Source organism: Oscillospiraceae bacterium (genome assembly GCA_015067255.1).
Taxonomy (GTDB): domain Bacteria; phylum Bacillota; class Clostridia; order Oscillospirales; family SIG519; genus SIG519.
In genome coordinates this window covers 19827-33412 of record SVMS01000003.1, presented here as the reverse complement: position 1 = coordinate 33412, position 13586 = coordinate 19827, and the positions used below count along the sequence as shown (strand labels likewise).

At 36.2% G+C, this 13586-nt stretch carries 12 protein-coding genes; 6 read left to right on the top strand and 6 right to left on the bottom strand.

Going from position 1 to position 13586, the window contains the following annotated elements; all coding sequences use genetic code 11:
* The first annotated feature begins 34 nt into the window (after positions 1-34).
* From E7480_01570 to E7480_01560, 3 genes are read left to right on the top strand one after another with little or no spacing between them, the layout of a single operon-like run.
* Entirely contained in the window at positions 35-1078 is a 1044-nt protein-coding gene (locus E7480_01570) for a hypothetical protein (GenBank protein ID MBE6903279.1), read from the top strand.
* A 34-nt stretch (positions 1079-1112) separates the two neighbouring features.
* Positions 1113-2042, top strand: a complete 930-nt coding sequence (locus E7480_01565) for a hypothetical protein (protein MBE6903278.1) — start codon at positions 1113-1115, stop codon at positions 2040-2042.
* Positions 2043-2049: 7 nt separating this feature from the next.
* Positions 2050-2859 (top strand): DUF975 family protein, encoded by an 810-nt coding sequence (locus tag E7480_01560; GenBank protein ID MBE6903277.1) that lies wholly within the window; start codon positions 2050-2052, stop codon positions 2857-2859.
* A 171-nt stretch (positions 2860-3030) separates the two neighbouring features.
* Here E7480_01560 and E7480_01555 read toward each other — a convergent pair whose 3' ends face one another.
* The 6 genes from E7480_01555 to E7480_01530 all read right to left on the bottom strand — a co-directional run bounded on the left by E7480_01555 (position 3031) and on the right by E7480_01530 (position 8110).
* Positions 3031-3606, bottom strand: a complete 576-nt coding sequence (locus E7480_01555) for a chromate transporter (GenBank protein MBE6903276.1) — start codon at positions 3604-3606, stop codon at positions 3031-3033.
* Entirely contained in the window at positions 3603-4193 is a 591-nt protein-coding gene (locus E7480_01550) for a chromate transporter (GenBank protein ID MBE6903275.1), read from the bottom strand. Before E7480_01550 ends, E7480_01555 begins: the two co-directional genes overlap by 4 nt.
* Positions 4194-4289: 96 nt before the next feature.
* On the bottom strand, positions 4290-5309 hold the full coding sequence (locus E7480_01545; protein MBE6903274.1) for a hypothetical protein: 1020 nt from the start codon (positions 5307-5309) through the stop codon (positions 4290-4292).
* Between the two features lie 4 nt (positions 5310-5313).
* Entirely contained in the window at positions 5314-6516 is a 1203-nt protein-coding gene (locus E7480_01540) for a glycosyltransferase family 4 protein (GenBank protein MBE6903273.1), read from the bottom strand.
* Positions 6517-6518: 2 nt separating this feature from the next.
* Entirely contained in the window at positions 6519-7481 is a 963-nt protein-coding gene (locus tag E7480_01535; protein MBE6903272.1) for an L-lactate dehydrogenase, read from the bottom strand.
* Positions 7478-8110, bottom strand: coding sequence for a sugar transferase (locus tag E7480_01530; GenBank protein MBE6903271.1), 633 nt, complete (start codon positions 8108-8110; stop codon positions 7478-7480). The genes E7480_01535 and E7480_01530 overlap by 4 nt, the downstream gene beginning before the upstream one ends.
* A 124-nt stretch (positions 8111-8234) precedes the next feature.
* Between E7480_01530 and E7480_01525 the strand changes: the two genes are divergently transcribed.
* The 3 genes from E7480_01525 (at position 8235) to E7480_01515 (ending at position 13573) form a co-directional block, all read left to right on the top strand.
* A complete protein-coding gene (locus tag E7480_01525; GenBank protein ID MBE6903270.1) occupies positions 8235-10925 on the top strand; it encodes a hypothetical protein in 2691 nt (896 codons plus the stop codon).
* A 974-nt stretch (positions 10926-11899) separates the two neighbouring features.
* Positions 11900-12823, top strand: a complete 924-nt coding sequence (locus E7480_01520) for a helix-turn-helix transcriptional regulator (protein ID MBE6903269.1) — start codon at positions 11900-11902, stop codon at positions 12821-12823.
* 12 nt (positions 12824-12835) lie between these two features.
* Complete coding sequence (locus tag E7480_01515) at positions 12836-13573, top strand: DUF2628 domain-containing protein (protein ID MBE6903268.1); 738 nt, start codon at positions 12836-12838, stop codon at positions 13571-13573.
* Positions 13574-13586 lie beyond the last annotated feature (13 nt).

The following is a 13586-nucleotide window of genomic DNA, read 5'->3' as shown; positions in this document are numbered from 1 at the left end:
AGTACATATAAATAAAACGGAAGGATACGCTGAGATGTTTTCTAAAAAAATCTGTTGTTTTGTTATTTTGATATGCTTTGTTTTAATGCTTGTTCCTATAAATGTTTCTGCCGACAGCATTATATATGTAGCGGCAACTCCCCCTGCAACTGCAAGCCAGGGGCAGACGATAGAGGTACAGATAAATATGTCTGGCGCCGAGAAGGATGTTTACGGCTTTGACCTTTCGATTCAGTATAACGGCGAAGCTTTAGAATTTGTAAAAGAAGACAGTCAAGCACGCAGTGAAGCGCTCTTTGGTTTTACTACTACTTGCAAAAATTCAGGGAATGAAGTTCAAATTATATCATATCCTAATGATATAGAGAAGTTTATTCCTAAGAACACGTGGACTATTGGAAAGCTTGTTTTTAAGGTTAAGGATACAGCAGCTCTTGGAAATGTTAGTTTTTCTATTACCAAGATAAATGGTTTTACTGATTACGATTCACCAGAAGATATGGTTGCTGCTCCTGCTGATGCAAAGACAATGCAAATTATTGAAAAGGCATCTAATAATGCAAATCTTTCGGCTTTGAGTGTTAAAAACTATCCTTTGAATGTTGCTTTTTCTACTGATAAAACAACAGGTTATTCAATAACAGTTCCTTTTGATATAAGCTCTGTTGATGTGGAATATACTGTAAGTGATGCAGGTGCAAAAGCAAGTGTAACAGGCAACAAAAATCTTAAGGTCGGAAAAAATAATGTTTATGTAGTTGTAGTGGCGGCTGACAAGGTAACTCAAAAAACATACCGTGTAGTTGTTACAAGACAGCCCGACCCCAACGCTCCTCCTGTAAGCTCTGAGGATAATCAGACTATCAGCAGTGAGGCAGTTTCCTCTGAAGTAATAAGCTCAGATACAACGACACCTGATTTTGAAGACGATATCGGATATAATGACAGCTACGAAGCCCTTGATAAAAAATATAATCAGCTTCAGGAAAAAATAATTGTAATTATAATTGCCTTTTCTATGGTAATTGTTGCTATGGGAGCATATATAATTTATCTGCTTATGCAGAGAAACCGCTGATTTTTAAATTATAATAGACGGATAGTGATAAAAAATGAGTAAAAGACAAAGCGTATATCTGTTGTTTTTAATATTGCTTTGTATGGGCGCTTTGGCTATGCGTGTTGTAGAATATATTTTTGCCATTGACCCTCAGACAGGATATTATGCCATAAACAGCACATCAATTTTAGGCTTCAATATTTTAAGTATTGTTTCAATAATTTTCTTTATTTCCTCAGGCTTTGCCCTGAGAGACCAGATTGTTTCAATAAACAGAAAAAATAACAGTACAGTAATGAATATTGCCTGCGTTTTTCTGCTTATTACAACTGTGGGAAATATATTCCTTGAGGTAAAGGGCATAAAGAACGGGGAAAAAGACATTTTTGCAATATTATATCTTGTCTTTGCCGTTTTAATGTGTGCTTTCCTTTTGGTTGCTATTTTTAACAGCAAAAAGCTTTCTTTTGTAATGTATCTTATTCCCGTTTTGTACTGCACGGTACGTCTTATAGAGTTTTTTGTGAAATATACAGGCGTAGCAAGTATAGCTTCAAAAACCTTTGAAATCCTTTCTCTTTGCGCTTTGATTCTTTTCTTCCTTTATTATTCAAAATCAATGATAAAGAGTAAGGGTAAAAAACGTACTTTTGCTTTTGGAATGTGCGCTGTTTTTGTTATAGTTGTTTCTGCAATCCCTTCTCTTATATTTATGAATAAAGAGGAAGTAGGCGGAAATCTGGCACAGTTTTTTGTTTCTCAGGTGCATTATCTTGCCTTTGCTTTATTTGTAATATCGGTTCTTGTACCAACAAAGCAAACAAGAGAAAAATATGAAGAGCTTTTATCTCAAAAGCAGGAAATTTTAAAGGTCGAAATAGAGGAAGAAGACTATATTGACGACGAATATGTAAGCGATGATGATAAATACGAAGAGTTTGAGGAATCAGAGGAAGAACAAGAGTTTTTAGACGAGGAGTAATTGACTTATGTGGACGAGAAGTTTATTAAAAAACAATGCAAAGGAAATGCTTAAAAAGCATTATTGGGAGGTTTTCCTTGTATGCTTTATACTTAGTATAATAAGCTCGGGAATATCTTCGGTTTCTTCGGGAATGGGCAGTGCAGGCTTTAATTTTAATATTGATTTATCAGCCCCGAATTCCCCCTTTAACAACGATATGCTTCCCTCCGAAGCTGTTTTAGGCTTTTTAACGGTTTTTATTATAGCACTTGCAGTTGCCGGTATACTTTTTGTTATATCTATTGCCTTTAATATTTTTGTTGCTTTTCCTTTTTCGGTGGGTGTAAATAAATATATTTTAAATTCATATAGAGATAAAAATGAATTTAACGATATGATATTTTGCTTTAAGGCAAACAGATATATTCCTACTGTCAAGGCTATGGCGCTGAGATTTTTATATGAGTTTTTATGGTCGCTTCTTTTTATAATTCCCGGTATAGTAAAAGGCTACGCTTATTCAATGGTACCTTACATACTTGCCGACAATCCTCAAATAGGAGCTAAAAGAGCCATTGAACTGAGTCAGCAGATGACAAAGGGCGAAAAAGGGGAAATTTTTATACTTGATTTATCCTTTATCGGCTGGTATCTTTTAGGTACAATAGTTTGTTGCGGCTTAGGTACTGTTTTTGTTGTTCCTTATGCGATGTCAACAAAAGCATATTTGTATATGATACTCAGAGATAAAGCCATAATAAACGGCTACTGTACTTATGAGGAATTAGGATTTTCTGCTCCAACGGTTGATGAAACCACACAAGAAAATATTTAAAAATAAAAAGAAGCTGTAAAAACTTTCGTTTTTGTACAGCTTCTTTTTTTAGAGAATAGTTTTAGGAGATAGGAAAATTTGGCAGATAGCATAAACGTATATTTATTAAAATAATCATCTGAAAGATATTTTTCTATTGTTTATGTGTTCTGCGCTTTTTTACATCTCCTTTTAATTTATGCCGTATATTATTGCTCCCAGTATTCCCGATATAACTACAAGAAGGATGGGGGAAGCGGAGGCTTTGCGGATTTTTTTATAGACAAATGAAAAGGCAATTAAAAGAACGAGAATTACAGCGCCTTTTATATCAAAGGAAAAGCTATCGGCAATAGCTGTAATTCCAAAAACAGTACTTAAAAGCATTGTTATTGAGGTTGCAATAATAAGTCCGATAACACAGGGACGTACACCATTTAAAAAGGCATTGACCCCTGAATATTTTAGTAAATTACTCATTAACAGACAAATAAACAGAATGATAATAAATGAGGGAAGAATAACTCCCAAGGTTGCTACAAACGAGCCCCAAAAACCGCCTTGAGTTGAGCCGATAAAGGTTGCCATATTGACAGCAATAGGACCGGGAGTTGACTCGGAAACAGCAATAAGATTAAGCAGCTCTCCCTCTGTAAGCCAATTGTTTAGAAGAACTTTTTCACGGATAAGAGAAATCATTCCGTAGCCGCCGCCGAAAGAAACTGCGCCGATTTCAAGAAAGGTAAGAAAAAGCTTTATATAAATCATTTTTCGGACTCCTTTCTCTTTTTAGTAAGAAGTCCTATGAGGTAAGCAAAAATTCCTACTGCACCGCTTATAAGAATATAGAAAACTGCAGAAAAAGAAACAGAAAACAGTGAAAATGCAAGCATACATATAATAGTTAAAGAAAAAATTATAATACTTAAGAGTGTTTTTTCAATACCCTTAAACATTTTAAGTCCTGCACGGAAAATGAGAAAAACTACACATACCTGAATTCCCTTAAAGGCATATTGAACGTAGGACAAGGATAAAAACAAATCAAAGAAAAGAGAGATTAAATAAATAATGACAAAGGATGGAATACATATTCCTATAGTTGCACTTAATGAGCCTAAAAAGCCTGCTCTTTTATAGCCGATATAGGTAGCGGAATTTATTGCAATAGGTCCCGGTGTAGATTCTGCAATTGCCACCATATTTAAAAATTCATCTTTTTCAATCCATTTCTTTTTTGATATAAGCTCGTTTTCCAACAGGGCAAGCATAGCATAACCGCCGCCGAAGGTAAAAAGCCCTATTTTAAGCATAGTCAGAAAAAGACTTAAAATGTTTTTTTGCTTATCTTTCATATCATAACTCCAATATTTAATATTACAATCATTATACATCTAAGTATATTATTTGTAAACAAAAACTGCTCTAAAATGTATAGAGCAGTTTATTTTTTAGCCTTCTATAAAGATTTTTTCTCCGCCGCCGCAAAGTGCCATTTGGGTAAATACAATCTTATCGGTGTTTTCTGTTCCCAAAGGAAATCTCATAACGCCGTATTGCAGAATAAGAGGGAAAATATCCTTCTTTGCAGTTAAAACATCAACAGGTATCTTTTCCTTAAGCTCTTTTAAACGGGCAATATTATCCTTTTCGTTCTGACCGCCTTCAACTCCTGTGGAAATGAAAACTCTGCCGTTTTTAAAGCTTGCGCAGCCGTGGCAGGGGCCTTCTGCATCTGAAAGTATTTCAAGAGTGTTTGTTTTGCGGTCCATTCTGATTATATGATTTTGGTCGGGAACACTTCCTGCATCGGTGCCCCAGGTAAGATAATTTTCATCAAAGCAAATTCCGATAGCTCGCCAATCCTGACTGCCTTCGCCTATGGTTTGCCAGCTTTGAGCGTTATCGGTGCTCTTCATAAGCTTACATTCAAAATCCTCGTCACCTGTACCTAACCAAAGACATTTTTCATAAGGGTCATATTTTATAAAATGAATATGACGTACCTCTTTGCCAGACATAGTTAAAATACATTCAAAGCTTTCGCCGTTATCTGTGCTTCTGTATAATTTAGTGTCAATATTACGCTGAGTGTTAAGGGTATATTCTCCAAAGAAAACAGTTCCGTCGGGGGTAACGCATACCCCTTGGTGTCCGGGCTTGTTGCCGGAATAACCGCTGAAGGTATTTTTTATACTGCCGTCAGGAGAAACAATATAAACTTTTCTTTTTGCGCTTACCATTATGTTGCCGTTTTTAAGGGGTAATAAATGATGTATCCCTTCTCGCAAAAGCTGACGGGAAAGACGGTTTATTGATAAAAGATATTTTAAGGTACCGCCTACACGGTATTTATCGGTTACTCTTTTTCCGTTGTAGTCAACAGCAAAGAAGCACATACCTCTGGCAATCCAAAGCTTATCCTCCTGAGTGTACAAAGCTCTGCCTCTGAGTAGTTTTTTAAATTTCATAATTTTACAGCTCCTTTAAAAGATTTTCAAGCTGCTTCTGTAATCGTTGTATGTAAATTTCTCTTGTGAAATTCTCTTTGAAATAGCTTTGGGCTTTTTTACCGCATTGAGAATACTTTTCTTTATTCTCTATATAATCAAGCATAATTGAAGCAAGACCTTCGCTGTCCTCAGCGCCTACACAGGCTCCGCATCCCGATTCCTCTATAACCTCTTTTGCTGCTCCGTTTATAGATGCAAAAATAGGCTTGCCCGCAGTCATATAGGTTTGAAGCTTGCCGGGCATTGTGTTTCCTACAAAGTTGTTTCCTCTTAAGGTTATAAGTAAAGCATCTGCCATTTTATAATATTGAGGCATATCCTTTCGGTTTATCTGACCGTGAAAAATAACCTTGTCCTCAAGATTTTCTGCTTTAACAAGCTCTTTTATTGTATCTTTTGTAGAGCCGTCTCCTACGAGATGAATTTTAAAATTATTTTTATCCTTGAGAAGAGCTGCCGCCTTTATTATAATATCAAGCCTTTGTCCTTTCCCAAAGTTGCCTGCAAACATAAAGTCTGCGATTTCGTTATCTTCAGCTTCAAGATTGAAATTTAGCATACTGTCATCAGCGTGCTGAGGAATGTAAACCATTTTACTTTCATCTATGCCGTTTACCTTGCTTAAATATTCAATAAAGGGCTGAGAGGTTACTGCAATTTTATCGCACTGAGAATAAATTTTCTTTGAATATTTTGAAATAAGCTTATATAAAAAGCCTTTGTCGTTGTGCACGTGTGCCTGTGCAGATTCTGGCCAAATGTCAAGACAGTAGAGAAATAACGGCTTGCGGTGCTTTTTCTTGTAGGCAATAGCAGGCAGAGCCATAAAAACGGGGGAGAGCTGATAACTGAAAACAAGGTCAAATTCTTCTTTTAGTTTTTTTGCCTTGATACAGCCGAAAAAGCAAAAGCTTAAATAGTTTAAAACAAGTCCGATTTTTCCTTTTTTTCGGCCTATTTCATTACAACGGATAACTCTTACTCCGTCAATGATTTCATCACGTTTTTTACCTTTTTTGTATTCGTCAGGTACTGTGCCCGAGGGATAGTTGGGAAGCCCTGTAAGTACAGTTACCTCGTGCCCCTGCTTTACTAAATCGGGGGCAATTTCATTTATTAAAAATTGTTCGGGGAAATAATACTGACAGACAATTAACAGCTTCACTTTTAAACTCCCTTTTTCAGTAATGGATTTAATCTGTCTTTTAAAAGACAGGCAGAGCTTTGGAGAGCCTCAAGCTCAGATGCACTAAGCTCGGCGTCAATTCTCTTTACAATGCCTTGAGAAGAAACCTCGGAAAGCACGCTTAAAGCGACGCCGTTTATACCATATTCTCCTGTAAGAACAGAGGATACAGGAAATACGTCAGGCTTGTCATTTAATATTGAATTTGCTAAATGAGATACACAGGTTGCTATTCCGTAATGAGTTTTATCCTTTGCTGATATTATATGGGCACCCATATTTTTAACACGGGTAAAAATATGTTGCTTTTGTTTTTCGTCCCATTCAATATTTTCTTTTTTACAATATTCGGAAATAGGCATATCTGAAATCTTAAGAGAACTCCACAGGGGCACCTGAGAGTCCCCGTGTTCTCCGATAACATATCCTTTTACAGCATCAATGTTAACTCCGACGTGTTCCGAAACACAGCTTACAAATCTTGAACTGTCAAGAATACAGCCCGTTCCGAAAACCTTGCCGTCGGGAAGTCCTAAGCTTTTATCACATAGGGATACTAAAATATCGACAGGGTTTGAAACAACAAGAATGACACCTGAATTATAGTGCTTTTTTATTTGGGAGAGCACATTTTTCATAATTGAGATATTGTCTGAAATTAAATCCAGACGGCTCTCTCCCACTTTTCGTGTTCTGCCGGTGGTAATTATTATTAAGTCGGAATTTTTAATATCTGAATAATCGCCTGCATAAACACGGCAACAGCCAAAGGATGAAACTCCGTGCGTAATGTCGTATGCTTCACCCTGTGCCTTTTTATAGTTTATATCAATAAGAACTATTTCTTCCGATAGATTTAGCAAAGTCAGTGCATATGCTATTGAAGCGCCGACAAAGCCGGCGCCTATTACAGCAACTTTCTTTTGTTTTTCAAAAGACTTCATATGTTGGCAGTTTCCTTCTCTTCTTGTTCTTTTTTCAGTTCACCTGTTCCGCCTTCCACCACGCCGTCGTGCTTAAGTACAGAAAGAATAGTTCCGAAGAAACACTTACAGTCAAACAAAAAGCTGATTTTCTCGGCATACTCGCCATCAAGCTTTGCTTTGTATTCAATTTCAAGCTCATCACGGCCGTTTATCTGCGCCCAGCCTGTCAGCCCCGGTCTGATATCATTTGCACCGTATTTATCACGCTCTGCAATTAAATCCTCTTGGTTCCAAAGGGCAGGACGAGGACCGATTATCGACATTTTTCCAACAAAAATGCACCAAATCTGAGGAAGCTCGTCCAATGACAGCTTTCTCAGCCACTTGCCCGAAGGGGTAATCCATTGGGCAGGATTATTAAGCATATGGGTAGGCATATTTGCGGGAGTTTCCACATACATAGTTCTGAATTTAGGCATTGAAAAATATGTTTTATGTATTCCCACTCTCTTTTGCTTAAAAAGAACAGGGCCTTTTGAATCTGCCTTTACAATGATAGCTATAACAAGCATAGGAAAAGCAAGAATAATAAGTCCGAAAAAGGAAATAACAATATCTAAAAATCTTTTAAAAAATCTTTTATACATAAGAATCTCCTAATATGTAATATATTTAATGATACCACGATTGAAAATCTTTGTCAAATGATTTGGAACTTTGAAAAGAAAGGTTGACTGAGCTTTAATGTGTTGATATAATTAATGTAATTACATGAAATTGAAGCAGCGGAGGTCTAAAATGAAAAATTTACACATAATTTCCCATACCCATTGGGACAGAGAATGGTATGAAGAATTTCAGGAGTACAGGATAAGACTTGTACGAATGGTAGACGGATTACTCGAAGTATTTGAAAAAAATCCCGAATATCTGTATTTCCATTTTGACGGACAGACAATAGTTCTTGACGACTATTTGGCAATTCGTCCTGAAAACAGAGAAAAGCTGTACGGACTTATACAGCAGGGAAAAATAATCGTAGGCCCCTGGTATGTTATGCCTGACGCCTTTTTGGTGTCGGGTGAGTCCCTTGTGAAAAACCTGCAAAGAGGTATTAAGCAAGCAGAGAAAATCGGAGCAAAGGCGATGAAATGCGGATATGTTGTTGACATATTCGGATTTAATAATCAGATGCCTCAATTATTTAAAGGGTTTGATATTGACAACGCTGTTTTGTTCAGAGGAATATCTGATTATGAAAAAGATGCGTTTGCGTGGAAGGGCGCCGACAATTCGGAAATACTCGTTTTCAAAATATGTGAGGACCGTTCCTATTCCAATTTCTATTTTGCTGCAAGATGGCCTTTTGAAAAGAGAGCTATGGACAAGGACGAGCTTGTACAGAGAGTAAAACAGTTAGTGGAGCTTTCCGAAAAAGCAAATACTAATGACGTTTATTTGATGTTAGACGGTGTGGATCATATAGACGCTTGCGAGGATTTACCCGAAATAATAAAGCTTCTCAATGAAAATACTCAGGATTGTAATTTTGTTCATTCCACTATGAGCAGCTTCATTGAAGATTTCAAAAGCAAGGATGCAAAGCTTGAGAAAATAGAAGGCTCTCTTTACAGTATTGCGCCAAAAGGTCTTAACAGTGTGCTTTTGAAAAACGTGCTGTCATCAATTATCCAAATCAAGCAACAAAACGATTACTGCGAACAGCTTATAACAAGGGTTACACAGCCCTTGAACAGTGTTGTTGAGCTTTGCAAAAAAGATTATGATTTCAAAAAAGACAGTAATGAGGTTAAAAACCGTGAAGCTTTGATTGAGGAAGCTTGGACTTACTTGCTTAAAAATCATCCTCACGACAGTATTTGCGGCTGTTCCATAACCAATGTGCATCTTGACAATCTTTGCCGTTTCAGACAGACTGCTTCAATTTGTAAAACCTTAAATAAAAATATGACAAGTGTGTTTGCCTGCAACGTAAATACAAATGGCTTGAAAGGTAAAGACGGAGCTTTTGTTGTATTTAATTTTGCACAGGCGCAGACAGATGAGGTTGTTATTTTAAACTTAGCTATGCCTATGGCAAATCAGCGCAGCTTTGTATTTTATGACAGCCTGGGAAATGAAATTCCCTACTGTATTTTAGACAGTAAGGTGGAAAATCAGCATATATACAACTATAATGCATTGATTGATTTTGAACCTAAAAATATTATAACAGTTGCAATGCGCCTTTCTCTTTCTCCTATGGGATATACCGTAATATCTTACGACAACAGACTTACAGTAATGCCTCCGAATTACAGCTATGCATATGAGGCGCTTTTCCCTCCGCACAGACAGGGCGGAAGTATGAAAGCGGGACATATGTGCTTTGATACGGGAAAAATAACAGTTAAATTTAACGATAACGGAACCTTTAATGTTACTGTGAATGATACTAAAGAGGTATTTGAAGATCTTCATATTTTTGAAGACAGCGGCGATGACGGTGATGGCTACAACTTTATGGCGCCGTATAAAAACCAACTGATTTATTCATCAAAAGCGCAGGTTAGTCTTGTTGAGGACAACGGACTTGTTTGTGTTGTCAACATAAAGAACTTTATGGATGTACCTGTACATACAGATTATCAGGCAAGAAGCTGTGAAACGGTTGAGCAAATAATAAATACACAGGTTATACTTTCTAAAAATTCATCAAAGATAAAAATAAAGACAGCTCTTGAAAACAAAGCTGTAAATCACAGAATGAGAATATGCTTCCCCAGCTATATAAATTCAAAAACCTTCTATACTAAAACCGCATTTAATATGACACAGTGGGATATTGAAAAAGAAAACTGGGAAACTGCAAAGGAAACAGAAACCTTTGTAAATCCAAACAATGGCGCAGTCTTATTGTTTGACGAAAACAGAAGCATAGCTCTTTACTCAAAGGGCTTGTACGAGGTAGAGGTTACCGAGGACAAATCCCACACCGTAGCATTGACTCTTTTCAGGTCCTTTACAAAAGAGGTTGCAGGTGCAAATGGTTATTTGGGTAAGGCACAGACAGAGCTTAGCTTTGAATACTGTCTTGATTTTGAAAAACGAAGCTTAAACGAAGCTTGCATAGAAGCTGACAGCTTCAAGCTTGATACTATTGCGGTAGCTCAGTCTTTACACGAAGGCGTATTGCCCGCTGAAATGAGCTTTGTAAAAGAAAACGGCGGCGTTTGCTTGTCGAATTTCGACCGTATATCAGATACAGAGTACATTTTGAGAATGTATAATGCGCAGGATGCTGAAAAAGAAACCGATATAGAGCTGTTCTTTAAAGCAGACGAAATATATCTGTGTAATTTGAATAACGAGCCTATTGAAAAGCTTTGCGAAAATACTGATAAAATTCATTTGAATATCGGAGCCAAGAAAATAGTATCGTTAATGCTAAAGAAAAACTAAAAAAAGTCCAAGTATAATTTTGATGTTATACTTGGACTTTTTAATATAATGATTGTAATTTTTGCACAAGGTTGCACTTGGTTTTTTGTGCAAAGAATAAAATATATTAAATTTGCATAAAAACTGTTGACAATTTTGAAAATGTATGGTACTATATAGACACAAAGAGGAGTCAAAAGAATAAAGCAAAAAGAAAGTTGCTAAGAAAGGTGTGTTTCCATTGGATAACGAATTTGAATTTTTTAAACAAATCGAAAGGCGTGTTTCCCTTGGAAATAGAGGAAGGTCAGCAATCAGGCGTTAAGGGATAAAAAGTTTTAGTGTTTCTTGTATTTTAAAAAATAAAAATTAACTTTATTGAAAAATAGTAAGGCACTCAGGTTTATGAAAACCAAATTAAATCCGGTAACGGTTGATATACAATTTAATAGAAAATCAATGGGAGGTCGGTATTAAAAAAATGAAAATACGGCTTCTGAAGAACAAAAAAATTAAACAATAAGGGGTATCCTCCAATGTTCTGATTTGATTTTAAATAAAAATAAGCATCGCTTTATTTCATAGTCATTAATATAAATAAAAAATATATAAAGGAAGTTTTTAAGTTCAAGTAGTTATATAATAAAAAACTTTAAAATTTGCCCAAGTTGTCATAAAGATAACTTGGGCAGTTTTTATGCAGCAATAAGGCTTCGGACAACCGTCGGTAATTTTAATTGTGTTGACGAGGGATACAAAGCATATTACTAATTCCTTGTGTCCTCACTGTCGATATGGTATGATTGAGGCACAATAGGGACAAAAATTACTTGCTTAAAAAACTGTCTATACAGAATTTGTACAGACAGTTTTTTGTTGTTGAGTAGAGTTTAAGTTTAATTATAGATAAAACAAATTACAAAACAGATAAAGTTTTATTGTTGAGATGATATATGCATTATGGTATAATAAATGTAGTTTAAGGCGGTGGAAACATGGAACATATTACGGTTGGCAGAAAGTATAATGAGGAAAAAATTGCTTTTGTTGAGTGTGTAAGGGACGGCTCACTTGACAACATCAATATTAAGGATAAGTGTTTTTTACTGATTATACTTACCAAAGGAAAATTGGATTTTATGGTTGGTGGGGAGAAAATTATCGCTACCGCACCGTCTTTCTTGTGCTTTGACGAGTCGGAAAATCCCGTGCTTGTTTCAAAGGTAAAAGCACACTACACTTGTGTATACTTCCACCCTAAATTCTTGAATATCAATATGACCTTTGAACTTTTACGTTCTAAAAATTATGGTGATATTGCCACCACCCACGATATGTTTATGTTAAAGCCATTTATTGATAAAGCGTATGTTATACCCATTGCAAAAACACAGGTAGAAAAGATAGAACAATCTGCCGATTATATGATGGAAGAATTAGAGCAACAACGAGATTGGTATTGGTCTTGCCGAGGCCGTTCCTATTTTATGGAGATTATTATTGCTTTAGAGCGTATGTATGGTCTTATCGGGTATGGACTGACACACCAAAAGTCAGACAATACACCAATCATAAGAAATCCGAGACTTCGTGATGCAGTGCTTTATATTGAGGGACATTACGCCAATAGTATAACCTTGTCCGATATATCAGCAAACGCCGGAATAAACCACACTACCCTTACTGCGCTTATAAAAGAAGAGCTTGGTTGTACGGCAATCAAATATTTAATGCAGTACCGAATTACTATTGCAAAAAAGCAACTTGCTTTTACTGATGTGCCTATCAAAGATATTTCAAATATGGTTGGGTTCAAAACGGTACAACACTTCAACCGAATTTTTAAGGAAATAACAGGTACAACCCCTGCCGAGTTTCGTAAAAATGCCGTACAGAAACGAAAGGATAGTATTAAATAAGGAGAATTTTGTATGTCATATTTTGAAAACAAATGCCCAAACTGCGGCGCAACAGTTATTAACGGTGACACATACTGCCGCACCTGTAGCACACCGCTTGATTACAAGCCCACCCATCAAGAAGCATTACTTTATGACATAAAGAAATCTGACTTGCATTTGTTTATAGATAAAAATTCATCACGCTATGTTGATATTTTTGCTAAAAACGAGGGTAAAAAAATATTTTTTCATATGAATTGGTCAGCAATGTTTTTTAACGTTTATTGGATGTTCTACCGCAAAATGTATAAATATGCTGTTATATTTTTAATTATTAGTATGCTATACTCTATCGGTGTAACAGCAATATCCGCTACAGCAATAAAGCCCGCTATGCTTGAAGCTGAAAAAATTATTGCGCCTTACGCACAATATTTAAACAATACTAATGATTATAATATGGCATTTACCGATGGTAGTGTTGATATGACCGAGGCGCTTAACGCTGCAACCAAATACGACCGTAAAATTGATGCCATAATCGGCAAAATGACATTTTGGGTGATTATAGCCTCGATTGTATTTAGCACTCTTTTCGGTTTGCTTGCCGACTGCATTTACAGAAGCCATGTACTGCATAATATCAACCGTACCCGTGGTGGAACATCTGGCTGGTCATTAGCTGGAGGCGTTGCAGTATATTTGATTGTAAGTAAAATTATTGAAAGTCCGTTAATTACATATGTTGTTAGTAAAATTTTGCAATAAAATCATAGCGATA